This is a genomic window from Pseudonocardia sp. CA-142604 (assembly GCF_050948475.1).
Classification (GTDB): Bacteria; Actinomycetota; Actinomycetes; order Mycobacteriales; family Pseudonocardiaceae; genus Pseudonocardia; species Pseudonocardia alaniniphila.
On record NZ_CP192045.1, the window covers coordinates 469,445 to 494,098 of the forward strand.

Annotated in this window: 19 protein-coding genes and 1 tRNA gene; 12 read left to right on the forward strand and 8 right to left on the reverse strand. The window is 68.1% G+C overall.

The features are described 5' to 3' along the window. Nucleotides 1-49: 49 nt before the first annotated feature. The 3 genes from ACQPZQ_RS02280 to dusB all read right to left on the reverse strand — a co-directional run bounded on the left by ACQPZQ_RS02280 (nucleotide 50) and on the right by dusB (nucleotide 5,234). Nucleotides 50-2,545: an LCP family protein gene (locus ACQPZQ_RS02280; protein ID WP_433291497.1), complete on the reverse strand. Its 2,496-nt coding sequence runs from the start codon at nucleotides 2,543-2,545 to the stop codon at nucleotides 50-52. 603 nt (nucleotides 2,546-3,148) lie between these two features. Then, nucleotides 3,149-3,955 carry a GGDEF domain-containing protein gene (locus ACQPZQ_RS02285; protein ID WP_433291500.1) on the reverse strand — a complete coding sequence of 269 codons (807 nt, stop codon included), beginning with the start codon at nucleotides 3,953-3,955 and terminating at the stop codon, nucleotides 3,149-3,151. Nucleotides 3,956-4,085: 130 nt separating this feature from the next. Next, nucleotides 4,086-5,234, reverse strand: a complete 1,149-nt coding sequence (gene dusB / locus ACQPZQ_RS02290) for a tRNA dihydrouridine synthase DusB (protein WP_433291502.1) — start codon at nucleotides 5,232-5,234, stop codon at nucleotides 4,086-4,088. A 214-nt stretch (nucleotides 5,235-5,448) separates the two neighbouring features. On the opposite strand from dusB, the gene ACQPZQ_RS02295 reads away from it, so the two are divergent. Together ACQPZQ_RS02295 and ACQPZQ_RS02300 are read left to right on the forward strand one after the other, a co-directional pair. Continuing rightward, nucleotides 5,449-5,521 (forward strand) — tRNA-Lys (locus ACQPZQ_RS02295). A gap of 93 nt (nucleotides 5,522-5,614) precedes the next feature. Beyond that, on the forward strand, nucleotides 5,615-7,117 hold the full coding sequence (locus ACQPZQ_RS02300; protein ID WP_433291504.1) for a tyrosine-type recombinase/integrase: 1,503 nt from the start codon (nucleotides 5,615-5,617) through the stop codon (nucleotides 7,115-7,117). 78 nt (nucleotides 7,118-7,195) lie between these two features. Here the strand turns inward: ACQPZQ_RS02300 and ACQPZQ_RS02305 are convergent, their stop codons facing one another. Together ACQPZQ_RS02305 and ACQPZQ_RS02310 are read right to left on the reverse strand one after the other, a co-directional pair. Then, the gene (locus ACQPZQ_RS02305) at nucleotides 7,196-9,073 is read right to left on the reverse strand and encodes a UvrD-helicase domain-containing protein (RefSeq protein ID WP_433291506.1); all 1,878 of its coding nucleotides are present in this window, start codon (nucleotides 9,071-9,073) and stop codon (nucleotides 7,196-7,198) included. Then, nucleotides 9,073-11,169, reverse strand: coding sequence for an ATP-dependent nuclease (locus ACQPZQ_RS02310; RefSeq protein WP_433291509.1), 2,097 nt, complete (start codon nucleotides 11,167-11,169; stop codon nucleotides 9,073-9,075). Before ACQPZQ_RS02310 ends, ACQPZQ_RS02305 begins: the two co-directional genes overlap by 1 nt. Before the next feature lie 53 nt (nucleotides 11,170-11,222). Here ACQPZQ_RS02310 and cutA point away from each other — a divergent pair, with 53 nt between their 5' ends. Further along, on the forward strand, nucleotides 11,223-11,561 hold the full coding sequence (gene cutA / locus ACQPZQ_RS02315; protein WP_433291511.1) for a divalent-cation tolerance protein CutA: 339 nt from the start codon (nucleotides 11,223-11,225) through the stop codon (nucleotides 11,559-11,561). Here cutA and ACQPZQ_RS02320 read toward each other — a convergent pair. Both ACQPZQ_RS02320 and ACQPZQ_RS02325 read right to left on the reverse strand, forming a co-directional pair. Continuing rightward, nucleotides 11,499-12,491 (reverse strand): hypothetical protein, encoded by a 993-nt coding sequence (locus ACQPZQ_RS02320; RefSeq protein ID WP_433291513.1) that lies wholly within the window; start codon nucleotides 12,489-12,491, stop codon nucleotides 11,499-11,501. The two genes, cutA and ACQPZQ_RS02320, sit on opposite strands and share 63 nt — an antisense overlap. A 586-nt stretch (nucleotides 12,492-13,077) precedes the next feature. Then, the gene (locus ACQPZQ_RS02325; protein WP_433291515.1) at nucleotides 13,078-13,440 is read right to left on the reverse strand and encodes a helix-turn-helix domain-containing protein; all 363 of its coding nucleotides are present in this window, start codon (nucleotides 13,438-13,440) and stop codon (nucleotides 13,078-13,080) included. Between the two features lie 149 nt (nucleotides 13,441-13,589). On the opposite strand from ACQPZQ_RS02325, the gene ACQPZQ_RS02330 reads away from it, so the two are divergent. From ACQPZQ_RS02330 to mobF, 9 genes are all read left to right on the forward strand, one after another. Further along, on the forward strand, nucleotides 13,590-13,838 hold the full coding sequence (locus tag ACQPZQ_RS02330; RefSeq protein ID WP_433291518.1) for a helix-turn-helix domain-containing protein: 249 nt from the start codon (nucleotides 13,590-13,592) through the stop codon (nucleotides 13,836-13,838). Nucleotides 13,839-13,841: 3 nt separating this feature from the next. Further along, complete coding sequence (locus ACQPZQ_RS02335; RefSeq protein WP_433291520.1) at nucleotides 13,842-14,081, forward strand: hypothetical protein; 240 nt, start codon at nucleotides 13,842-13,844, stop codon at nucleotides 14,079-14,081. Beyond that, on the forward strand, nucleotides 14,078-14,359 hold the full coding sequence (locus ACQPZQ_RS02340; RefSeq protein WP_433291523.1) for a WhiB family transcriptional regulator: 282 nt from the start codon (nucleotides 14,078-14,080) through the stop codon (nucleotides 14,357-14,359). The genes ACQPZQ_RS02335 and ACQPZQ_RS02340 overlap by 4 nt, the downstream gene beginning before the upstream one ends. A 92-nt stretch (nucleotides 14,360-14,451) precedes the next feature. Then, complete coding sequence (locus ACQPZQ_RS02345) at nucleotides 14,452-14,856, forward strand: hypothetical protein (protein ID WP_433291525.1); 405 nt, start codon at nucleotides 14,452-14,454, stop codon at nucleotides 14,854-14,856. Between the two features lie 74 nt (nucleotides 14,857-14,930). Continuing rightward, nucleotides 14,931-15,803 carry a hypothetical protein gene (locus tag ACQPZQ_RS02350; RefSeq protein ID WP_433291527.1) on the forward strand — a complete coding sequence of 291 codons (873 nt, stop codon included), beginning with the start codon at nucleotides 14,931-14,933 and terminating at the stop codon, nucleotides 15,801-15,803. Then, on the forward strand, nucleotides 15,800-17,617 hold the full coding sequence (locus tag ACQPZQ_RS02355; RefSeq protein ID WP_433291529.1) for a type IV secretory system conjugative DNA transfer family protein: 1,818 nt from the start codon (nucleotides 15,800-15,802) through the stop codon (nucleotides 17,615-17,617). Before ACQPZQ_RS02350 ends, ACQPZQ_RS02355 begins: the two co-directional genes overlap by 4 nt. Before the next feature lie 2 nt (nucleotides 17,618-17,619). After that, complete coding sequence (locus ACQPZQ_RS02360) at nucleotides 17,620-18,867, forward strand: hypothetical protein (RefSeq protein ID WP_433291532.1); 1,248 nt, start codon at nucleotides 17,620-17,622, stop codon at nucleotides 18,865-18,867. Continuing rightward, nucleotides 18,860-19,531, forward strand: coding sequence for a hypothetical protein (locus ACQPZQ_RS02365; protein ID WP_433291534.1), 672 nt, complete (start codon nucleotides 18,860-18,862; stop codon nucleotides 19,529-19,531). Before ACQPZQ_RS02360 ends, ACQPZQ_RS02365 begins: the two co-directional genes overlap by 8 nt. A gap of 202 nt (nucleotides 19,532-19,733) precedes the next feature. Then, on the forward strand, nucleotides 19,734-24,008 hold the full coding sequence (mobF, locus tag ACQPZQ_RS02370) for a MobF family relaxase (protein ID WP_433291537.1): 4,275 nt from the start codon (nucleotides 19,734-19,736) through the stop codon (nucleotides 24,006-24,008). Between the two features lie 54 nt (nucleotides 24,009-24,062). On the opposite strand, the gene ACQPZQ_RS02375 is transcribed toward mobF, so the two are convergent. Further along, entirely contained in the window at nucleotides 24,063-24,632 is a 570-nt protein-coding gene (locus tag ACQPZQ_RS02375; protein ID WP_433291539.1) for a hypothetical protein, read from the reverse strand. Between the last annotated feature and the right edge of the window lie 22 nt (nucleotides 24,633-24,654).

The window sequence follows — 24,654 nt, forward strand, 5'->3', positions numbered from 1 at the left end:
CATTCGGCGCGGTGGGCAGATGAATCAATGGTGAACACAGCTCGCACTGTCACGAACATGTTGCGGTTTCTGCGGTGACGGGAGGGCCATCTGCCTGCAGCGCAATGGGTTCCGCCGGAGCGCGCACCACGTCGTCGAACGATCGGCCCAGCACGAGTTGCAACACGCCGGTGGTGCCGGGGTCGGGCACCGACGTCGCCGATGGGACGGTGCTGGCGAGCAACGCGGCTGCGGCGGCTTGGTCGGGCGAGAACCGGATGACCGTCTGTGGCGTCGGCTGATCGGCGTTGCCGACCTCGCCAACCCCGAAGCCGAGCGAACCCAACGTCTCCCCGACCTTGCCCGCGAGCCCGGCCTTGTCCGACGCGTTCAGCACGTCGACCTCGAGGTCGCTCGGCGCCGGCCCGCCGGGGACTCCGTGTGGGTCGCCTTCCTGCTCGGGCAGGGGGGAGTCCTCCCGGACGGCGGTGAACAGCTTCGCGGCATCGGTGTCGCGGAGCACGGGACGGTCCGGGTTGTTCGGGTCGGTGGTCGTGGGCACGGCCGCGAACGCGACCCCGTCGGCGTCCAGCTTCTGCAGGGACAGGGCCAGCGCCAGCACCTCGTCGAGCCCGGCGCCGTCGGTGACGACGGCGTTGCCGAGGGTGGGTCGCAGCGCGGAGAGCCGCGAGATGTCGAGCAACCCCGTCCCGGAGACGGCCTTCTCCAGCACGGAGGCGAGCAACTGCTGCTGGCGCTCGATCCGCCCGTAGTCCGACGGGGGGTCGCCCTGCACGTCGGCGGCACGCGCGAAGTCGGCGGCGCGCACTCCCGAGAGCGTGGTGGCGCCCGTGTTCGGCACGACCGGACCGAGCGCGCCGTCGATCACCGGCTTCGTGACGCAGACGTTCGCCCCGCCCACGGCGTCCGCCATCGTGCCGAGGGCGGCCAGGTCGACGCCGACGTACTTCGTGATCGCGAGGCCGGTCAACTGCTGCACGACCCGGGTGACGCAACGGGGCCCACCGACGTCCAGCGCCGAGAGCAACTGCGTTCTGGCCTCGGCACGCACGGTCTCGTCGAGGTAGGACGCCGACTCGCCGTCCCAGCGTTCGCACGGCGGGCGGTTGATCTCCAGGTCGTTCGGCACCGACAACACGACCATGGGGCCGCCGCCCGCAGGAATGTGGGCGACCGTGACGGTGTCGGCGCCTGCCGGCGCTGCCTCGGGGGCACCCGGAGCGGCAGGGGCAGCGGTGTCGCCGTCCGACGCGACGATCAGCACGTTCTCGTCACCTTGCTGAGAAGCGGCGTCGACGACCGAGCTCGACTCGGGATCGAGCGCAGCGGCGTTGTGGATGGAGGTCTCGAGCCAGCCCTTCGCGCCCCAGCCCGCGGTGGTTGCCGCGAACACGATCAGGGCGGCCGCTGCACCGAGCACCCTGCCCACCGTGATGCGCACACGGCGCCTCGGCGCGGCCGTCGCCTCCGCGGCCGCGGAGCCCTCGCGGGCCGGGAGGTTGAGACCGGCGTGAGCGGCGGTGAGTCGCGTCAGCGTCTCGTCGATGTGTGTCGCACGGTTCGAGACGGACTCCCGCTCCGAGCGCCGCGTGAGCTCGGCCTGTTCGCTGCGGTCGGGTGCCTGACTCGAACCGGGGGCGCGGACGCGGGTGGTCGCCTCCGCCGGTGGCTGGGCCTGGCTGCGGCCGGAGTCGGAGACGGACGCGTCGCCGGTGGGCTTGGCGGTGCGGACGCGAGTGGTGGCTTCGGGCGCCGGGGGCTGCGGCACGCGAGGTACCGGATGGGAGATGGGCCCGGCAGGGTCAGCGGCGGGGCGCGGCGGGGTTGCCCGGACGCGGGTGGTGGCCTCGGGAGCGGCCGGAGGCTGGGGGCGGCGTGGCCCGGGGTTGGAGACGGGGGCGTCCGCATCGGCGGTCGGACGGGTGGCGCGGACGCGGGTGGTGGCCTCGGGAGCGGTTGCCGGAGGTTGCGGACGGCGCACTCCCGGGCCCGAGGTGGGCGCGTCGGGGCCGGGGTGTGGAGCGGTGGCGCGGACGCGGGTGGTCGCTTCGGGCGTTGCCGCCGGGGGCTGGGCGTGGCGACGTCCGGAGGGGGCGGCCGGGGCGTCCGGTCCGGGGACGGAGCGCGAGCCCGTGGCGGGTGCGCGAGTGGCCTCCGGCGGGGCTGCTGGGGGCCGGGCGCGGCGGCGTCCGGATTCTGGGATGGGCGCGTCGGCGCCGGAGCGCGGGGCGGCCGCGCGGACGCGGGTGGTGGCCTCGGGGGTGGCCGCCGGGGGCTGGGCACGCCTGCCGCCGGAGTCGGCGATGGGGCCGGGTGCGTCGGGGGCTGCGCGCCGGCGGGTGCTCGCGTCGGGTGCGGGGGGTTGGGCGTAGCGGCGGCCGGAGTCGGAGACGGGGCCGGCTGCGTCGAAGGCGCTCTGGACGCCGGGCCGATCGGGCGCGCTCCGCCGGCGCCTCGGGGCGTCGCCAGCCGGGGTGTCGGGGCGCACCGGCTCGCGAGCGGCTCGCGGCGGGGCCGGGGCAGGCGGCGCCGGTGGCGGCGGCATGCTCCGGCCCGCGTCGACCGGGGGGATCCCCCTGGCCGAGTGGCGTCCCGAGTCGGACGTGCTGCCACCGTGCCGTGGCACTGCCTGCTCGGGGTCGAGCGCGCGGCGGCCGGAGTCGGGTCGAGCGGGCGGGGGCGAGGCGTATCCGGCGCCAGAGGCCTCGGCCGCCTCCCTGCGAGCTGCTCGGCCTCCCGGCGAACGGGAACCGAGAGTGGGGGGAGGAGCGGGTTGGGCTGCAGCCGCCTCGCGTTCCTCCTCGGCGCGCCTCCGGGCGGCTCGGCTCCCCGGCGGGGCCGGAGGAGCTGGGGGAACGTCCTCCTCGGGAGCGGAGCCGAGCAGTCCGTACCGCGAAAGGACGTCGTCGGGCGTCTCCGGCTCCGGGGCTCGGCGACGTCCTCCCGACGGGGTCTCGGGGGCGCGCCTGCGGCCGCCGGATGTGGGGGAGCGCCGAGCACGGTCCGGACCGTCCTCCACGCCACCTCCCGCCACGAACAAAGGGCGGGCACGGGTGGTCACCCGGTCCCGCCCCCCTTGATGTCAGCGGAGCGAGCTTACGTAGATCGACCGGTTCGATCACAAGTGGGTGTCGGCGAGCGTGCCCCTTTAGCGCAGTGAGCGGCGTCCGGCCGCTGGACCTGCGAGACACACGGTTCCGTTCCCTTCGTCCCGATATGCGACGGCGTTGCGGCCGGCGTGCTTGGCGCCGTACAGCAGAGCGTCCGCCATGCCGACGAGCCGCTCGAACCCGCTGACCGGACCCGAGGTGTGGGCGACGCCGATACTGACCGTCACGCGGAGATCCCGGTGCAGCTCGTGCCAGGCGTGACGGTCGATGCGGTGGCGTGCGGCCTCGCAGATCCGCACGACGTCCACCAGGTCGCGACCGGGGAACACGAGAGCGAACTCCTCGCCGCCGTAGCGAGCGCAGAACGCGCCCTCGGGCAGGCCCGCGTCGAGCTCCGTGACGAGCCGCTGGAGCACGCGATCACCGAAGGGGTGACCGTAGGTGTCGTTGACCTGCTTGAAGTGGTCGACGTCCACGAGAGCGACGCAGATGTCAGCCGTCCCGGCCTGGTCCTCGAACAGCGCGACGAGGCGTTCGTCGAGGTAGCGGCGGTTGTAGCTGGCGGTGAGGGCATCCCGGCGGCTCTGCTCGCGGGCCTCGGCGTGCTCACGGCGGAGCCGGTCGAGCTCGTCGGGGAGGCGCTGGCCGTGCATGAGCCGTATGGCGGTGCGCAGGTGCTCGTAGGCCTGCTCCCAGCGTCCGGCGTCCGCGAGTTCTTCCGCGATCGCGGTGTGCCGGGCCGCCGTGTAGGCCGTGGTGGTGATGGGCTCCGCCAGAGCCGGCGCCTCTTGGGGCGGCACCTCGCCACGCGTCCCCGAGTGCGCAGCTGTACGTACCGTTACCACCGCTCACCTCCTGTTGCTGGTGGTGTCGACGGGACGCCTGGTGCTCTTGAGGTGGCCGCACCCGTTCGCGGGGTGATCCACCCGACCGGGCCGTTAGCTGTGCGTGATCATGTCACTACCCGTCGGCGCGTCAGCCGCCGGAGTGCTCCAGCTCCGCCCCGAGCGGGACGGATGGATCCTCGGGGTCATCCAGCCAGTGTTCGGGCAGCACCACGCGTCCCGGCGAGCCCTGGCGTCCGCGCGGCCCATCGGCGTCGGCGGGGAACTCCTGGTGCGGGTCGAGCTGTCCGAGCAGCTCGTCGAGCTCGTCGATGCTGCCGACCAGGCCGAGCCTGCGGCGCAGCTCGGAGCCGACCGGGAAGCCCTTGAGGTACCACGCGATGTGCTTGCGCATGTCACGGATGCCCTTGTCGACGCCCATGTGCTGCTGCAGGAGCACGGCGTGGCGGCGCATGGTGGCCGCCACCTGCCCGAGCGTCGGGGGAGCAGGCAGCGGGCGACCGGCGAAGGCCGCTTCGAGGTCGCCGAACAGCCACGGGCGGCCGAGGCACCCGCGCCCGACGACCACACCGTCGCACCCCGTGGCCGCCACCATCGCGATGGCGTCGGCGGCGCAGAAGATGTCGCCGTTGCCGAGTACGGGCAGCTCGGCGGGCAGGGACTCACGGAGCCGGGCGATCGCGGACCAGTCGGCCGTGCCGGAGTAGCGCTGCGCGGCGGTGCGGGCGTGCAACGCAACGGCAGCCACACCGGCGTCGGCCGCGAGCCGTCCCGCGTCGAGGTAGGTGCGGTGCTCGTCGTTGATGCCGATGCGCATCTTGACCGTCACCGGGATCCGGCCGGCGTTGTCCACCGCGGCACGCACGATCGCCTCGAACAGCCGGCGCTTGTACGGCAGCGCCGCGCCACCACCGCGGCGGGTGACCTTGGGTACAGGGCACCCGAAGTTCAGGTCCACGTGATCGGCGAGGTCGCGCTCGGCGACGATCCGGACGGCGGCGCCGACCGTCGCAGGATCCACCCCGTAGATCTGCATGGACCGCGGCTGCTCGTCCGGATCCATCGCGATCATGCGGAAGGTCAGCGGGTTGTTCTCCACCAGCCCGCGCGAGGTGATCATCTCGCAGACGTAGAAGCCCGCGCCCTGCTCACGGCACAAGCGCCGGAAGCCTGCGTTCGTGATGCCGGCCATCGGCGCCAGCACCACGGGGGTGTCGGACGCGTGCGGGCCGATACGCAGCGGCTTCGGGCGCGTGGAGGCGACAGTGGGGGCACTCACGCTGTCCGATTGTCCTCGCCTTCGGAACTGCACGGTGATGCAGGCGGCGGGGAGGCCGGTGAGAATGGGACGTGCGGCGCGGATGGGACGAGACTGGCGCTTGACGTGCAGTGACGACGATCTCCCCGGCGTACCACGACCGAGTGAGTGCACGGGCTGAGAGGCGGGGGTCGTAGTCTGGTGCGGCTGTCGTGCCCTGCGGGAGCGGCGGCAGGGGCCTCTAGCTCAATCGGCAGAGCAGCGGACTTTTAATCCGCGGGTTCAGGGTTCGATCCCCTGGGGGCCCACTAGGCGTGACCAGTAGGTTTGCTGGTCCGCCGCAAATCGGAGCCGATCGCGTGACACGCTTCGTGACACCAAGGGCTCATACGCTCCTAGACATGACGCGCACCAACGGCGCTCGACGGCGCAGCCGCGGCAGCATCGATCTCCTGCCAAGCGGTGCCTTACGGGTGCGGGTCTACGCGGGGAAGGACCCGGTCACCGGGCGCCGGCACGACCTCATCGAGGTGATTCCACCGGGCCCGAAGGCCGCTGCACAGGCGGAGGCGGCTCGGACCCGGCTGCTGAACCAGGTCGACGAGCGCCGAAGTCCGCGCACGAGCGCCACTGTCGATCAGATGCTCGACCGGTACTTCGAAGTGGTCGATCTCGAGCGGAACACGGTCGTGACGTACGTCGGGTACGCGGACCGGCACATTCGGCCGTTGATCGGCAAGGTCAAGGTCGGCGAGTTGGGTGGCGACGTGTTCGACTCGTTCTACGCTGAGCTTCGTCGCTGCAGGAGCCATTGTGACCGCCGGCCGTACGTGGAGCACCGGACGTCACGTCCGCACGAGTGCGACGAGCGCTGCCGGCCGCACGTGTGTCGGTCACTGTCGGCGTCCACAATCCGACAGATCCACTTCATCCTCAGCGGTGCGTTGAAGCGTGCGGTTCGGTGGCGGTGGATTGCCTCGAACCCGATCGGCGAGGCCGAGCCGCCGGCGGCGCCGAAGCCGAGGCCGCAGCCGCCGAGCTCGCAGGAGGCGGCCCGGATCCTGGCGGAGGCGTGGAAGGATCCGGACTGGGGTCTGTTGGTCTGGGTGGTCATGGTGACCGGGCTGCGCCGTGGGGAGCTGTGCAGCGTTCGGTGGCGGGATCTGGACTTGGATGCCGGGGTGCTGCGTTTGGAACGCAGCATCGCGCAGCGAAGTGGTGTGACGTGGGAGAAGGACACGAAGTCGCATCAACAGCGCCGTATCGCCCTGGACGGGGAGACAGTGGGGCTGTTTCGCGAGCACCGGAGCCGGTTCGAGGCTCGCGCGGAGGCTGTGGGCGTCGAGCTGTCCGACGGCGCGTTCGTGTTCTCGTTGGCGCCCGACGGGTCAACCCATCTGCTCCCAGACTCGGTCAGCCAGCGGTACGGGAAGCTCGCCCGTCGACTTGGCATTCGGACAACGATCCACAAGCTGCGGCACTACTCGGCCACCGAGCTGATCACTGCTGGGGTCGACGTCCGCACCGTGGCAGGACGGCTTGGGCACGGCGGTAGCGGAACAACGACGTTGCGGGTCTACACAGCGTGGGTGTCGGAATCAGACCAGCGCGCGTCGACGCGCCTCTTCGCTCGGATGCCCGTTCGCCCCGCACTGGCGCCAGCCGATACGCCGCCACCCGCCTTCGTGCCGCGCTATCCATATGAGGTGGTAGCAGTCGCCCTGCGGTCGGGGATCGACGCTGGGGCATGGCCAGCTGGCAACTTCCTTCCCCCTATTAAGGAGCTGGCTAGCCAACGGAACCTTTCGGCGGCTACTATGCAGCGCGCGGTGAAATTGTTGGAACGATGGGGTTACGTCCGAACTATCCCAGGCAGCGGCGTGCAGGTTACACGCTGCGGCTGAGTGTAAAGTGCCATTCGGTGTGCGATAGTCTCACTGCCCGACTCTTTGAGTGGGTGCCAACGTGCGCAAGCGGAACAGTTATTGAAGATCGAGCACGGGCACCCCGCCATCCCGCAGGAGGCCATATAGATCTGCTACTCTATCTGAGCCCCCACGGCTGCCACAGTAGGTGAACATGGCGCGCTGCTTTGCGCGAGACAGGGCGACGAAGAACGTGCAGGTTCCCTCGGTACTCTCTGGAGTATGACTCCACCAAGTTGAATCATCGAGGCCAATCAGGACGACAGTGTCGTACTCTAGGCCTTTACTTTTGTGGACTGTAAGAATTGGAATGGTTCCATCACCCTGGTACGCGGCGACGGCTCCCGCCCATGTCTTTGTCCCGGTGGTGCACGTTCCCATGTACTCTACAAGAGCATTCCAATAGAGATCGAGTGTGCCAACGCCACTGTACTCTTGATATGCCTTGCGAAGGCAGTCGGGGTTCAGGAAGTCAAGTATTGCGCCTGCGAGAGCTCGTCCACGGTCGGGATTCGGGCGGTACTGCCGAAGCTTTTCGTACCATGCGCGCGCGAATGAGCTTATTTCTTGCTGCACCTTGCGCGACTTCTCAACGTCGCCATCTTCGACGTCGCGGAGCTCGCATAGGGTATCTACCGCCTTCACCCATGACATGGGCTGCCGGCCAAGTGTGATAAGTCGAAACAGTGGCAGGAAAGCTGCGGAGAGCTGTGACGACATCAGATCTTGCTGCGCAACCCCTCCGACCTTGCGATTTTCATTGCGAAGCTTCAGTCCTCTTTGCGTGAAGGCGGCATACAAGTCCTCCTCGAAGCGATTTGCGGTCTGGCGCACAAGGATTGCATAGTCTTTCGGCGACGTCCCCCTAGCTCTCATGTCTTTGACGAGCCACGAGGCTATGTATTCAGCCTCTGCTGGCTTAGACGAGAATAACCAGACCTGAGCATGGTCACTGTCGATCTCCGCGATGGCCTGGGACTGCACCTCGGCGTGTTTCGGCTCGAGTGTGCGGGCGACCACCTCTTGAATAGCAACTAGCGCAGGAGATGATCGCCAATTGTACCTAAGCGGATAGGACCTTGCTCCGAATGTGGATTTGAACTCGTCAAATGCGTCAGTTCGCGCGCCGGCCCAAACCATGATTCGCTGCTTATCATCGCCGACCGCTGTGATGCATGCATCGGATTGCCCAAAGATCGAGTGGAGAAGGTCGAACTGTGCGTAAGTGGTATCCTGAAATTCGTCTACGAAGACATACGGGAACGTTGCCCGTATAGCTGACCCGACTTCCGGATTGAGACGCTGAGTAGCTTCTGCTAATCTGTTGATCATAGTGAAGGACAGACGCTGCTCTGGCCTGCTTAGATAGACTTCTTGCCACCATGCAAGCGCGGCATGGGCCGACGGGGTGAGAATATCGCCATCGATGGGGATGCGATTTGTTCCTAGATGGTTCGCTTCAAAGGTCGACGCGTCGAGCGGGTTTGGGCTCTCCTCCTCAACTAGTTCTGTGGTACCCAACGCGTCAAGGAATGGGCCATAAACTCTGCGATCCCATGAGTGTATCGAATAGTTGCGCGCTGGGCGCCATTCCTCGGGCAGACATACCCCGAATCTGTCGACGATGCTCTTGGCAAATGCGTCGAACGTCAGCGATATAAATCTCCGCGACTCGGCGGGTGCGCATCTTAGCCTCACCCGTTCACCCAAGTTGCGTGCCGCATCTCGCTTAAAAGAGATCGCTAGAATCTTTCGGGGTGCGGGGCATATGCCAGTTTGAAGAAGGAAGGCCGCGCGCTGTGCGAGGAATTCGGTCTTCCCTGCGCCAGGTCCGGCTGTAATGCAAGCGCTCGCTGTCAGCCTGACGGCTGTGAGCGCAGCTGGCTCTAGGAACTCGATACCGGACGGCTTCCATGTCGACGGGTCCATATACATCACTCGTCGCCGGCCGGCTTCGATACTTTGGCGGGAAGGCTCGCCCGCTTGATGATTGTGTTGATTAGAGCTCGAAGCTCCTCGGGGGCCGCTGCCGCGATCCGTGAGTCATCCATCCGGACCAGCGTTCGTACGTGAGTAACTGGCTTTCCTCTTCCAAGAAATAGATACCTGTACATCGGATAATCCAGATCATCGTGGGCGCCGCGTCCTTCATAGCCTTTGCCTAAAACCGCCTCCTTGGCATCTCCCTGGGTTGACGGGCCTCGGCCTTCTACGCTGGCGTACTCGTCGTGGAAGGCGGTCAGCATCGACATATCGAGGTCGAGAGGGGCTGAAAAGAATACGTTGAACTTCCTCAGGTGGAGTAGCCAGGCTTCAAGCAGTGCTCGGTAGCCTGCCTCCGTAGGTGCGGTGGCCGCGAGAGCAGCCTGACTCAGAAGGCCTGGCTGATATATGTCCTCGGCGCGCATACCGTTATTTATTAGCTCGTCTACTACATTTCTGACTCTCCCGCTGCCAGCTCCAAACCTACCTAGGTCCAGATCGAGTAAAGTCGCATGCGGAATCCCTAGGGCGTTCAGAAGCTTCCACAAGTGCTTGACATGTCGGCCCCCGAGTGGAACTATCGCGATAAATGACCGGTCGATGGATACTCCCATTGCCTGACCCAGTCTTGGGAGTACAACTTCCTCAGAACTTCCTTCGCCGAGAACGACGAACGTGGCGAAATACAATTCAGGATAGGTCATTACTGCCTCGCGAACAAACTTGGAAGCTTCTCCAGGCTCGTCGGGAATTGGGATCTGTCGAACGAGCGCTCGTTGAGGGCTTTCTAACCGGAAATGTCGCACCTGCTTCGGGTCGATTCTTGAAATTACGCTAGCCGAGTGGCTAGAGATGAGCGCCTGCGCGCTTGTCCTCGTAGTAAGATCCTGCAGCTGATCGACGATCCTTGAGAGATAGAATGGGGATAGATTGTTTTCTGGCTCTTCGACTGCGACAACGGTGAGGGCGGGCAGGGGAAGCAGTGCCGTGTTGAACCCACTGTTCGGGCTGGTGGCGATTTTGTGTTCTATGTCGATTGTTGCCGCCGTCACTGCGAGGTGAAATAATGAGCGCTGTCCATCGCTTAGTTCCGCTACTTCCCTGCTGCCGCCCTCCTCGTTAGGCTGGAAGTGGAATCCAACATTCCGAACGAATTGGTCCAGACGAACGTCGAGGGGCTGCACGGAAAGCGTGCTGTCTGTGTTTGCTGCGTGGACTTGCTTCCATCGTGTGCCCATTGCGGTGACAAATGCCGAGACGCCTGTCTCCTTGCCGAATGCGTCATTGAGTGTTTTGCCGGTGCTCTCAAGCGTGGTTTTGACCTCGTCGGACCATTTAATTGCGCGCCATAGGCGCCCTCGCAGAAGGGCATCTACTTGAGTAATTGCATCGCGGGATGCCGGGACGTATACGACTTGGATAAAGCTCCGATCCGCTGCTCCGATCGGAATTCGCGCATCCTCGGGGATCTCTTGGGTGAATGTCGTGATCGCGTGAAGCTTTGAATCTATTTGGCCCTGGTCGCCGTCTTCCAATAGGTCGGCTTCGAGGCGGATTCGGCAGGCCACTCGCCCATCATGCGCGCAGCTGATTTGGTTGTAGAAGGCTGGAACGGTCGCCTTTCCGCCATTCCCGTCAGCCAATTCTGGAAAGGCTAAATGAACCTCAATTGTTAACTTTCGGGTCGTTCCAGGAGTTCTAGCCGAGTTGGATGTTGGCGAACTGTAGAAGTCGCTACGGCGAATTTCTCTCAGCTTGGAATTATTTCCGAAAACTCTTAGTAGCGCCTGCATCGCTGCGGTCTTTCCAGTGCCGTTTGCTCCCACGAAAGCTGTCAGGGACTTATTGAGCGTGATCTCTGTCTTATCGCCGAAGCAGCGGAATCCGTCAAGGATGATTCGTTCGATGTGCACTAGTGTAGGGCTCCAAGGGTCAGGTTTGAGCTGCCAACGGATCAAGTCGAGCAGGCCCCACGGTGTGTTACTCCGTGCCTCGTGCCCGACGTGTAGGCCGGCGTGTCGTCCGGAGACGGGCATGACGGAGACCACGGGTCTGGCTCCGACCGCTGGTCGTGGTCGCCGGGACTCGTAGGCTCAGGCTCATGACGAAGGTGCTCGAGGTGTCGACCGCTACCCCAACTCGCGAGGCCGCATTGCGGCTTGCTGAGTCCGCGATCGGGGCTGGGCTCGCGGCTGGTGGGCAGGTCTCGGGGCCCACGACGTCGTTCTTCTGGCACGAGGGTGAGTTCGGGAAGGGTGAGGAGTGGAAGGTGTCGTTCAAGACGACGGAGGCTCGCTACCCGGACCTTGAGTCACACCTGGTCGCGAACCATGAGTGGAGCAACCCGGAGGTGACGGCGGTGCCCTTGGCGCGGGCGTCAGCGCGGTACGTCGAGTGGGTGGAGCGCGTGACTGCTCAGCAGATCCCGCACAAGCGTTAGGTCTGAGTGCTCGGAAAGGCGGCTCGTCACTGCGGCGAGCCGCTGCCGCGGACGCACGGAGGCGACATCTCCCATGATCTGCAGGCTCGAGGTGACGACCGCGGCGGCTTGCTCGACCTCTCCGGCGTCGATGTAGGAGTCGGCAAGCCAGGAGGAGTAGAGCGCCTTATCTCGGGCGTGTGCGTCGCTGTAGTGGGCCAGAGCTGACTCGAGGACCGGGACGGCGCGCAGCGGCCGGCGGAGCTCGCTCCAGCAGCGGCCGGTCATGATCGCGAGTTCCGTCTCATCCACCCAGGCTGCGTAGTCGGGAGTCTGGCCGTTCTTCTGGGCGAGGGCTTCCTCAGCGAGGCCGAGGTTGCGGGCTGTGGCCTCTGCATCCCCGTCGAGGGCGAAGGTCCACGCCGCTCGGGAGTGCAGGAGGGCGCGCACGCCGGGGTCGACGCCGTTCTGCTGGGCGGCGTGAATCGACTTCTCGGAGATGTTGCGGGCGGGCTGGTCGAGGGCGATGAGCTGGTAGGCATGGAAGGCGAGGGCGTTGCCGGCCAGGCCTGCGTCTTCGGCCTCCGCTGCCGCGGTGTGGCCCTGTTGGTAGTGGGCCTTGGCGAGGTCGTGCCAACCGGCGTCGAACGCGGCCCAGCCGGCTTGCTGGGACTGCTCCGCGTGCAGCGCCAGAAGCTCGCGGCGCACGGACTCCCGGTTGACGCCAGCGCGGAGTAGGCCTTCGGAGACCTGCGCTTCGGCGGCGTAGAGGTCATAGGTGTCTGCGCCGCCGAGGTGGTCGTCGAGCTTGCGTAGCCGGACGAGGCGCCGTCTGAGTTCATTGACGACGTCGGTGGAGGCACGCGCGCTGGCGTCGGCGCCGAGGGCCGAGGCGAGTAGGCCGCCGACGGCTACCGCGGAGGTTGCGCGGAGGAAATCTCGACGCTGCACCGATGACTCGCCTTCTTCCGTTACCGCTATCGCCTGATCGATCGGCGGCGACGCTACGGCGGTCGCGAGTTGTGGGGCAGGGCATTCAGGGGGCAGACGGGGTGCGGTTCGGGTGGCGACCCGCATCGATGCGACGGGGAGCGGTGCGCCGAGCTGGGCCAGCAGGCGGCGGTAGACGGCCTGGGGTCGGCTTACGGTGCCGCTTTCCCAGCGACCGACGAGCCGTGTGTCGAGCCGGGTTCCGCGATCTTCTTTGGTCTCGAAGGCCAGCTTCACGATGTTGTCGACCAGGTCTTGCTGGGACCATCGCATGATTTCGTCGCGCCAGCGTCGGAGCTGAACGCCCCACGGTTCGTCGGGGGCGGCTGGCTCCGCGATCACTGCGTTCCCTCCCGCTGTCACGCTGTGCTCTGCAGGTTTGCCGGGTAGATGCCCGGTGTTGCCGCCCCTCCGACCTGAGATTTCCGGTCGGGCGCCGGGATCGTCAACGCCATGAACAACAGTGCACCACAGCAACCTGACATTCGGAGCGAGTTGATCGAACTTCGCGTCGAGGTGCTTGCGGTGCTGAAGCGGGTGGACCGGCTCAGGACTGCGCGTCTGCGATCCCTAGGCGACGCTCGATGGCGTCGAGCCGCCGAACGACGGCTACAAGGTCCGCCTTGACCGCGTCGAGCTCGGCGAGCACGGGATCGTCGGCATCCACGTCGGGTAAGCGTTCGCCCTCGAGGATGCGCGCGAGCTGATCGCCGGGCCAGCCGAGGGCTTCTGAGACGGCGGTGAGTGTCCGGGGACTGCGGCGGCGGGGCTGCGAGTTGTGTTGCAACTCGCGGACAGTCATGAGTGCGACGCCGGCGCGCGCTGCCAGTTCCGCCTGCGTCATGTCCAGCTCGTTGAGCCGGCTCCTGATCGCGGCTGCGACGGCGTCCCAATCCTTCGCCACGTGCACCTCTCCGGCGGCCGATGTTGGGCCTGAGGTTAGCCCCGGCCACCGAGACGCCGCGTGTGAACCACGAGCGCCATGAGGCTGCAGCTAGTCTGAGTGCTAATAATAGTGCTAAAATTAGTCAGAGTTGAACCCGAGCAGGGGAGGCATGGGTGAAGCAGAAGTCCGAGAGCGCGGAGGTCGGGGCAGTGCCGCGCTTCTACAGCGTCGCCGAGGTGGCGCAGATGTTCGGGATGTCGGCGATGACTGTCTACCGGGCGATCGCTGCCGGCGAGTTCCCGGCGGTGCGGATCCGCGGCCGGCTGATCGTCCCGGCGAAGGCGCTCGAGGCGATGGTCGATGCCGCGGTGGCCGAGCGGTCCGTCGTTGACGCCGCTTCCTACACGCCCGAGGGGGTTTGAGCGGTGGACAGCGTCGGTGTCTTGATCGTGTTCGCGATCGTCGGTGCGGCGATCTGCGCCAAGGCGCGTGTCGCGGCCGGTGCGGTGGTCTTCTCCCTGGTTGCGGCCGTGCTGTTCATCGGCACGCCGCTCGGGCAGGGGATTCCGGATGCGGTGGGGTCTTTCGTGTCCAAGCTGAACGAGACGACGACCCCCGTGCTCACCGACTCGGCGCCGCAGGCCGGTTCGGGGGCAGTGGGATGACGGCGCGGCGGGAGTGGCGGTCGCAGGCCGCGTGTCGGTCGATGGATCCGGAGCTGTTCTTCCCAGTCGTCGAGGTGGGACCGCTGTGCGCGGCGCAGATCGCGCGGGCGAAGGCGGTGTGCGCGCAGTGCCCGGTGCGAGCGGAGTGCTTGTCGTTCGCGCTTACCCAGCTGCCGCATGGGATCGCTGGTGGTTTGACGGCGGAGGAGCGCCGTGGCTTGGCCGCGGGCCGCAGGCGTGCACGGGACGCCGCGGCGCACGTCGCTGCATCGGCGTGAGAACGGCTGTGAATGCGGGGCGCCGCCGGACTGGACCTCCGGCGGCCCCCTTGACCAACCCCACTCCATGAAGAGGACAGAGGAGAAGGCCCATGGCGAAGTCTGCCCCGGCCCGACACAACACAGATACCCCCACCGACACTCAGGCGCTCGGCATGTTGCGGCACGGGTGGCACAGTGCCGCCCCGGCCAGCCGCACCGAGTTCGTGCAGCCGGCCTACGCGGGCACGCTGCACGTCGTCTCCGGCGCTCCATCCGGCACAGAGGGTGCTCCGGTGAGCGCTCCTGGCGTTCCATCCATGCAGCCCGCCGGGCCGCCAAGCAACGTGCTGTCCCTGTGCGCCACACCGTGGGCGGATATCCCCTCGGCGGAGACGAAGCTGGCGATGCAAGTCGCCGCGAATATCCGCCACATCGAGTCGCTGCCCCGCTGGCGCCGTCTCCTCGGCGCGTTCATCGGCTACGGCGAGCCCTACCCGGCCGGGAGGGCGAGGTGAGTGATGCGCGCCTGGATCACAGCGCTGTTCCGGAAGGGCCGTCACCGGTGGCGCCGCGGACACAAGAGCCGCTGGTGGCAGTGAACGCCCCAGCCGGGGGCCGCCTCGTCGCGTGGGCCGGGTTCGCGTTCGGCTCGGTGATGTCGATCGCCGCGAACGTCCTCTACACCTGGATCCCGCACCCGCCCGAGGGCGTCGACCCGAGGACGTGGGTCGCGCCGGCGGGGTGGGCACCGTCGATTCCTGCCCAGATCGGCTCGGCCGCGTGGCCGGTGGCTCTGCTACTCGCGGTGGAGACGCTGTCGCGGGTTCGGTGGCGCGCGGGGTGGCAATGGAAGCTGGCCCGGTATGGCGGGGCCGGCCTGGTGGCGCTGGGCGCCGCGATCATCTCCTACGGCCACCTGAATGCGGTTCTGCTGGAGTGGGGGTACGACGCGATCGGCGCGGCGGTCGGACCGCTCGTGATCGATGGCCTGATGACGATCTCCGGGTTCGCGCTCCTGTCGATGAGCGACCACGAGACGGACTCGACCCGAGCCGCCCAGACGACCGACCAGCCCGCCCGGATCCCGCGCGGGGACACCGGTCTCGAATCGGAGCTGGAGCCGCTGGAGCCGGCCGAGGAGACGACCCCGACCGACGCAGAGTGGAGCCGGCTGCTCGACGAGAACGGTCTGTCTCGGATGTGGGACACAGCGCCGTTGGCGGTGGTCACTGACCCTGAGGTCAAACCCACCAGGGAGCCGCGCTCGGACGTTTGCGCGGCACAGCCGCAGCGACCGGCCGGGAACCTCGCCGAGCTGACCGCGAAGTACGACCTCGACCACGACCGCACCGTCGCCCTGCTCGCCGAGGGTGCCGGCCGCGGAACCCTCATCAAAGAGCTCGGGGTGTCCGCGCACGCGGCTCGCGAGCTCGCCGCCGCCTACAAGGGGGCCGCAGCATGAACGCCTTCTTCGTCACTGTTGCCGCAGCCGCCCTCGCCGCGGGCATGTGGGTGGTCTGGCCGAAGGTGACCCGGCTGCTCGCGCTGGTCCGCCGGGTCGTCATCGTGGGTGTCCTTCCGGCCGCCGCTCTTGGCTGGTGGGTGTCCACGCTTGAGCCGGGGGCGCGGTGGGCGCTGCTCGCCGCAGTTGCCGCTCTGGCCGTGGTGGTCGGGCAGGTGCTGAGAAGCCGGTCGAGCTCGGTGGTCGCCCGACGTGGACGCAAGCTCCGCGGCAGCAACGGCATGGCGACCAGCCGGCAGATCCTGCTTCACGGCAGCTCCTGGGCCATGCGTCGCAAGGGCAAGCGGGTCCGCCCGTCGATTGGGTGGTGGCGGCGCTACTTCCGCGTGTCGGTCACCGAGTACGGCATGCGGGTCGTGCGGGTTGGGGTGCAGTGGGTGCACGTCACGTTGCAGGACGTGTTCTTGATCGTGGGCGGGCCGCGCAAGGGGAAGTCGGCTCTGCTCGGCGGCCTGGTCCTGGACGCGCCCGGGTCGGTCCTCACGACGTCCACCCGGCTCGACGTCCTCGGCGACACGCAGGATCTGCGCCGCGCGAAGCGGCGAACGATCCACATCTACAACCCCGGTGGGCTCGGCGGCCTGCCGTCCACGGTCACGTTCGACCCGATCCGCGGGTGCGAAGACTCCACCGAGGCGATCCGCCGGGCCGGCGACATGATCCCCGAGAACGGCAGCAGCGAGCGACGGCACTGGGACGGCCTGGCCCGCGACGTGCTCGCCGTGCTGATGCACGCCGCCGCGCTCAAGGGCGGGTCGATGCTCGACGTGCAGGCGTGGATGGCGAACCCGGACGGCACTGAGGACGAGGTTCGGGCACTGCTGTCGCGGTCACTGTCGTGGGAGGCGCTGGAGCAGAGCTTCAACCAGTACGTGACGGCGAACCTGGACACCCGCTCGTCGATCACGACGACGATGCGCCCGGCGCTGGCCTGGCTGGCGTTCACCCCGGCGTGGGAGTCCACGCAGGGCAGCCCGCTGGACGTTGAGCAGATGATCCGCTCCGGCCGGGTCGATCTGCACGCTCTCGGTCGTCGGGAGGCCGGGACGGCGCCGCTGGTCGCCGCGTTCGTCGGCTACGTGGCCCGGGTGGCGCGCAACATCGCCGCAGACCAGGGTGGCCGGCTGGATCCACCGCTGTCGATCATTCTCGATGAGGCGGCGCGGGCAGCGTCGGTGCCGTTGCCGGACTGGTCCGGCGACGCCGGCGGCTCGGGCATCCAGATCACGGTCTGCGTCCAGTCGATGTCGGACCTGTACGAGATGTACGGCGACCACGGCGCCGACCGGGTGTCGGACAACGGCGGAACCATCCTCGTCTTCGGCGGCACCGCCTCCGCCGGTGGGCTGGAGCGCTGGACCAAGCTCGTCGGCGAACGCGAGGAAGAGGTTCTCAGCCACAAGGCCAACGGTGAGGTGGTCTCGCGGTCGACCCGGCTGGTGCCGGCGATCTCCCCGGCCCAGCTTCGGGCGCTGCCCGAGTTCCAGGCGGTAGTGATCCCGAACGGGATGCCACCGGTCATCGGCCGCACGCCGCGCACGTGGAAGCGGTGGGACGTCCGGGCAGCGAAGTGGTCGACACGGCTCGCTCCCGCTCGAGAGGCCACGGCGGCTGCCGTCGCCTGCGCGCTGACCCGGGTTCGCCGCGGCGAACCGGTCGACGCGCCCGCGGTGGTGCATCGCGATCCGACAGTTTTTGAGGTGAACAGCACCGGCGAGGCCCAGCCCGTCGCCGCGAACGGACGGAACCAGTAGCCATGCCCACGTATCACGTCCACATCAAAAATGAGCTCGGACGCGACGACAACGTGACCGTCACCGCCGCCGACGAGCGACACGCCATCACGGCGGCCATGACCGAACGGCCCGACGCGGTGGACGTCATCGACGCCTATCCCGCATCGACGCCGACACCGGAGACGGACCGACTGATCACCCGAATCATGCAGAAGATCAACCAGGTGCTCAGCGGGGTCGAGCAAGCCCGTGCCCGCGGGGAGCAGAAGGCTCCGGCCGCCGCCAGCAACGAGTACGGCCAGTCCGGCCGCTACCAGCTGCACACGCCCGAGCAGGCGGCCGAACAGCTGCGCGCACAGGGGTACGGCGACGAAGCGGATGGCATGGTCCAGCGCTACCTCGACGCGATGACCGCCCAGCACGGCGAGCCTGTCGATGGCTGGAGGCTCGACGCCGACGACATCGCTGCCGCGAAGATCTACGTGCCGCCGGCCGAGACGCGTGACGCAACGATCGAGCGGCTGTCCGGCCTCGGGGACGATCGCACAGACCGGCAGACGCGGCTCATGAACGCGCTCGTCGAGCAGCGGGAGGCGGAGGAACGCCACGACGAGCGCGTCGGGGAGTGGCGGGAGGCCGAGGAGGTGGGCGAGCAGGAGCGGGAGCACCCCTACCCAGTCAGCGAGTACCGGGGGGCCATCTACACACCCGCCAAGTACTCGGCGCCGAACTACGCGCCCGCCGGTCCGGAGGCTGCTCACGCGGAGTCGGAGTCCGCGGCCGAGGCGCCCCGCGAGCAGCGTGCCGAGGTCGGTCCCTCAGCCGACGGCTATGAGCAGCTGGCCATGTCCTACCGGGCGTGGGCGAAGGAGGCCCACGAATCGAGCCTCGATGGCCGCGCGCGGGAGTTCAACGGTTACGCCCATTTCTACGACGAGCAGGCGGCGAAGCTACGCGACGTGGCGGAAGTCGATGCCGCAATCGCCGCCCCTGACGCGAGCGCGGAGCACGAGGAGGCAGGCTCGCTTACCGACGTAATTGTCGAAGAACAAATGAGTGCAGCCGGGCGGTCCGCCTATTGGCAGGCAATAAGCGAGGGTGCGACACCAGATCAGGCGTACAACGACGCAGAGGCGGTCGAATACCAGGAGCGGCGCGCAGCCGAAGCGGCCGAGGTCGAAAAGGAACGGGCGCAGCAGGAAGCCGCCGAGGCGGCATGGCGGGACGACACGAACGACGGTGACCGGGCGGTGGCGTGCCGTGGCTGAGCAGGAGAACGGAGCCGGCGGCCGGGAGCTGGAGCGCACCCGCCGGACGGTGGCGAAGCTGGAGTTGCAGCTGCGTGAGCAGGCTGGCGCCCTCCTGGAGGTCCGGGGCCTGGTGAAGGAGCTTGCTGGCGACGTCTCCAGGGCCCTGGAGACCGCCACCCCTGGAGCTGGCGAAACCGCCAGGGATGGAGCTGGGGACGGTGACGAGTCTGGCGAACCGCCGGCGCTGGTCTCGTGGCTGGAGGTGGAGGACCCCGCGGTGGCGCAGATCGCCATGGCGAACCTGGTGCCGTGGCTGGAGCGGGTGTACCTGGCGTACCCGGACTCGGCGTTGCCGGTCTGTTGGCTCTGGCATCCAGATGCGGTGGAGGAACTTCTCGCGCTGAGGGTGGCGCACTGGGACGCGTACTCGGGGAAGCGAGCGAACGCGGCAGCTGCGGTGGATTGGCATGACAGGCACAGGCCCCGGGTCAGTGAGCGGATCAAGAAGCGGCACGGCGGGTGTGTGCTGGCCAAGCATGTGATGGGCAAGGCTCAGAAGGCGCGATCAGCGGCGTTGAAGGGCGCCAGCCAGAGAGTGGCAGGGCACTGGGCAGTTGAGCACGAGGTACCAGCACCGGTGAGAAGTGAGATCGAGGAAGCAGACGCAGGAGTGGGGAGGTAGCGGGAAGCGGCGGAGAAACGGGGAGCGGGGATCAAGATCACCAAGACGAACACACCGATGCATCACGATCTCGAGGTTGCCTCCGCCGCTGCGCGGCTCCAGCCAGTGCTCCCCGTTTTCATGATCAACAAAGCTCACGCAGGAGGGTCGCAGCGAGGTTGCCCCGCTGCGGCCCTTCCTTCCGTCTGGGAGGGGATCCCTCGTGCTGAAGGTCAACGCCGGCCACTCGGTCGACTACTACGTCAAGGCCGTCACGGGTGGCCGCGAAGGTTATTACGTCTCTGCGACGAACGTTCACGGCGAGCCTCCTGGACGTTGGTACGGCACGGGCGCGGAGATGCTCGGGCTGACCGGGGAGATCGACCCGGAGCTGTTGGAGGCGATCTACTCCCACAAACTCGACCCGCGGGACCGGGCGTCGCGATCACGCTCCGCCTGGGGCCAGGTGACCTCCACCCTGGGGAAGCCGGACAAGAAGTTCGCCACGGTTGAGGAGCGCCTAGAGAAGCTCCTCGCGAAGGAGCCAAACTCCACCCCGGAGCGCAGGGTGGAGCTCCAGGCCCTCGCGGAGGCTGGAGCCCGCCAGGCGGTCAGCTTCGAAGACATCACCTACAGCGTCCAGAAGTCGGTGACCGTGCTGGCGGTGGCGTTCGAGCGGGCCGCCAACGAGGCTGAGCAGGCTGGAGACCTGGAGACAGCCGCCGCATACCAGACGCACCTGGAGGCGGTAGAGCAGGCAGTGATGGAGGGAGCCCGCGCCAGCATCGACTACCTCCAGGACGTCGCCGGCGTCACCAGGGTCGGCCGCCATGGTGGTGGCGCTGGCCGATGGGCCGACACTAACGGCTGGACCGTCGGGCAATTCTTGCAACACGATTCGCGCGACCATGACCCACAACTCCACGTTCACCAGATCGTTCTCAACCGGGTCCAGCGCGAAGATGGCGAATGGGGTGCCCTTGATGGTCAGGTGATCCGCGCGTTCCGCGGCACTGCCGCCGCGATCGCGGAGCGCGTGACGGAAGTCAGCCTGACCAACTTGCTTGGCATCCGTTTCGAAACCCGACCGGACGGCAAGGCGCGGGAAATTCTCGGCATCAGCAAAGACGTGCTCGACCTGTTCTCATCCCGCCGCCGGGCGATCACCCCGAAAACCCAGGAGTTGATTCGCCAGTACGAGGAACGGCACAGCCGGCCGCCGTCGAACATCGAGCGGGCGCACCTCGCGCAGCAGGCCACGCTGCTGACGCGCAAGTCGAAGTCCGCGGACGGGGAGAGCCGGGCGGAAGCCCTGGACCGGTGGGAGGGGCAGATCCGGGAGAAGCTGTCCACCGGCCTGGCAGACGTCGCTCGGATGGTGCTCGATCGTCGGCAGCAGATCGACTCCCCGGCCACCTGGGACGAGGACGACGTGATCGACCGCGCCCGGGCCGCCCTGACCACTCAGGGGTCGAGTTGGTCGCGGTCGGACCTGACTGCGGCGCTCGACGCGGCCCTGCCGGGGCACCTCGGGATCGACCCGACCGAGGTGCGGGAGTTGCTGGAGCGGCTGACCGACAAGGCGATGGCGCAGCAGGTGCAGCGGCTCTCTCCGGTGGAGTCCACCGAAGGACTCGACTCGGCGATGCTGCGGAAGGGCGGCCAGTCTCCCTACGATAAGCCGGGTGCCGCGAAGTTCGCGTTCGACGACCAGCTCGGCGCGGAGCGGGAGTTGCAGAAGGCCGCGGTCGAGCGGGGTGCGGACCGGCTGACCCAGGAGGAGATCGACGCGGTGCTCGACCGGTACGCGACCAACGGCCGCAAGCTCGGCGAGTCGCAGGCCGCGGCGGTGCGGGGGATCGCTACCTCCGGTGCCCGGGTCGAGACGCTCGTTGCCGCCGCGGGAGCAGGGAAGTCGTTCACGATGGGCCCGCTGGCGGAGGCGTGGACCGGCAGCGGCCGTCGGGTGTTCGGGCTCGGCCCATCTCAGAAAGCCGCACAGGTGCTGGCGGGGGAGGGCATCGAGAAATCGACGAATGTCGATCGCTGGTTGGGTGCGCAACGCCGGCTGGATGCCACCCCCGCCGGTCGCTCCGCCGTCGGGGGTGACGAGGCGTGGCGGCTGCGTTCCGGGGACCTGGTGATCCTTGATGAGGCCGGGATGGCCCGCACCGACCACGTCGCCGAGGTGTACGAGCGGGCCCGTGCCGCCGGCGCGAAGGTGCTGCTGACCGGCGACCCGCGGCAGCTGGCTGCGGTCGGCCCCGGCGGGGCGCTCGCCGACATCGCCGAGCGGGGTCTGACTTACCACCTGGCCGAGGTGCGCCGTTTCCAGGAGGCGTGGGAGGGCCCGGCGTCGCTGCGGCTCCGCGACGGGGACACCACCGTCCTCGCTGAGTACAGCAAGCGCGGCCGGCTGCGGGAGGGCGGCACTGCTGAGCAGACCGAGGCCGGTGCGTCTCGAGCGTGGCTGGCCGACACCCTTGCCGGCAAGAACTCGCTCCTGCTAGTCGGCACCAACGAGCAGGCCGCCCGGGTCTCCGCACAGCTGCGCGCCGAGCTCGTCCGCCTCGGCCGCGTCCAGGAGCACGGCGTCACCCTTGAGCGGGAGGGCTGGCAGGGCATCACCGTCGGAGTCGGCGACCGGATCCAGGCGCGCCACAATGCCTGGCATCTCGCCGGGTACGACGGCAACACCCAAGCCCCGGTCAACCGGGACAACTTCGAGGTGCTCGCCATCCGCGACGACGGCGGACTGCGGGTGCGCCGTACCGATCGCGTCGAGCTGTCGCTGCCGGGCGACTACGTCCGCCAGAACGTCGAGCTCGCCTACTGCTCGACCACCCACGGCGGGCAAGGCGCCACCGTCGACACTGCACACGCGATCGTGGGCACCAGCACCGACTCGAAGGCCGCCTACGTGGCTGGCTCCCGCGGCCGAGAAGGCAACACCTTCTGGACGATCACCCGCAAGGTCGCTGCAGACGCCGACACCGGGGAGACCCACGACGTCCACGAACGGAGCGCTCGCGCGGTGCTCGCCGACATCCTCGGCTTCGGCCGGGACCGGGACGACAACCTGTCCGCCACCACGCTGGCGGAGCGGGAGGCCGAGGCGGCGAAGTCGGTGATGGTGGCCGTGAACCGGCTCGCCGAGGAGTCCGACGCTGCCACTGCCGGCCGGGTGTCGGCGCAACTGGACATGCTCGCCGTCGAGGGCACGCTGTCAGAGAACGACAGGACGAGGTTTGCCATCGATCCCGCCACCCAGGATCTCGACAAGCTGATGCGCACTGCTGAAGTAGCCGGCCACGACCCCGCAGCCGTGCTCCGTCACGCTGTCGAGCGGGGTGGACTGGCCAGCGCCCGCAGCGTCGCGCAGGTGCTGCACTCGCGGATCACCGAGTCGTTGCGCGGGAGGCTGACCCCGGCACTCACCAGTGCCCGGGACCTGATCCCGCGAGGAGTCCCGGAGGCCATCCGGAAACGACTTGAGGGATTGGCGGACGCCGCGGACGACCGCCGCCGCGAGCTCGGCGAGCGCGCCGCCGCTGACAAGCCGCAGTGGGCGATCGAAGCACTCGGCGACGTGCCGGAGGACGTGGTCGAGCGCGAAGAGTGGGCCCACCGCGCCGGGTGGGGCGCCGCTTACCGGGAACTGTCCGGCCACAACCACGACACCGTGCCGCTCGGTGTCAGCCCCGGAGCCCGGCTCGCGGAACACCACAGCCTCTGGCACGCCGCACACCGCGCCCTGGACCTGCCGGAGGCCGGGGCGGAGGAAGGCAGCCTCACGAACGGCGCGCTGCGGGCTCGCGTGCGCGCCTACGAGCGCCAGGAAGTGTGGGGTCCGGCGTATGTCGGCGACCAGCTGGAGCAGGCGTATCGGGTCGCGCAGGACGCCACGGCCGATGCGGAGCTGTGGGCGGCACGCGCCGCCGCGGCCACCACTCCGGAGGAGGCCGAGCAGCTACGGGCGGCCAGCGAGGAGGCGCGGGCAAAGGCCGCCAAGGCGCAGCACGACGCCGAACTTCTCGAGGCCGTCGACGGGGTACGCGCAGAGTGGTACGAGCACACCGCACCGAGCCGGGAGATGGCGGAGCGCTCGCGGACGGAGCTGGAGTCCCGCGGTGTCGACATCGACGACCCCGCCGGACAGGTCACCACCTATGAGTGGCTGGAGGCGGAGCGGCAGGCCCGGCAGGAAGACGACGTCGACCGGGACATCGTCGAGGAGGATCTCGCCGACGACGACCAGGACGTCGACGCCCTTGGTGCCAGCGACGCCCCGGAGATCACTGCTGACCTCGGCGAGATGTCGGCCGACGAGCCTGAGGACATGCGGGCAACCGTGGCGAAGGCACAGGAAGCGCTTGCGCGCGTCCGTGCCGAGCGAGAACAGAACAAGGTCGTCGATGCTGGCGGCCCCGTGGACGTGGCGCGCTGGGAGGACGAGGACGTGAACGACCGGGACACCGCGAAGGCCGCGATGTCCTGAGCACACAGCACCGGAGCGAGGACCCCTGCCGACGTGGCGGGGGTCCTCTGTCGTTCAGCGGTCAGCGAGCCTGCGCACGTGGCGCCAGTGGTGCAGAGCGTCCTGCTCCGCCCGTTCCCGCGCTGCCTGGGCAGCTGCCCTCCACGCCCCAGTCCGGCGCCGCGCTACAGGAACGAGGACGTGGGCGCGTTCGCGTGGGATGCCGGCGGCGCGGTGCCAGGATGTGTAGATCGGCCAGTCCTCCCGGACACCCAGCAGCCAGGCCAGAGTCCGCCACACCCCGTAGGCGAACTCGCGGTCTCCGGCGATCTCAGGCCGCACCGCCCGAGGCGCTACACCCAGCCGGGCCCAATCCTGCCCTGTCGGTGGCTCCCGGCCGGCAGCGGCACACAGGGCCACCCAGGATTCAGAGCGGGCGATCTCACGACCGTCGCCATCGGTCCGGCCCGTCATCGGGGTGAATTCACCGAGGACGAGCCAGATGAGAGCAGCGTGGACACCGACGTCACGGCTGTCGGTGTAATCGCGGCCGTGGGTGTTGCGCGCGACGCGCCATGCCTCGGCAAGCTCGTCGGAGGCAGGCACGACCCAGGCCGGGATGCGCTGTGTGCCGACCGTGGTCACGTTCTTATCGTTCCATTTCAGG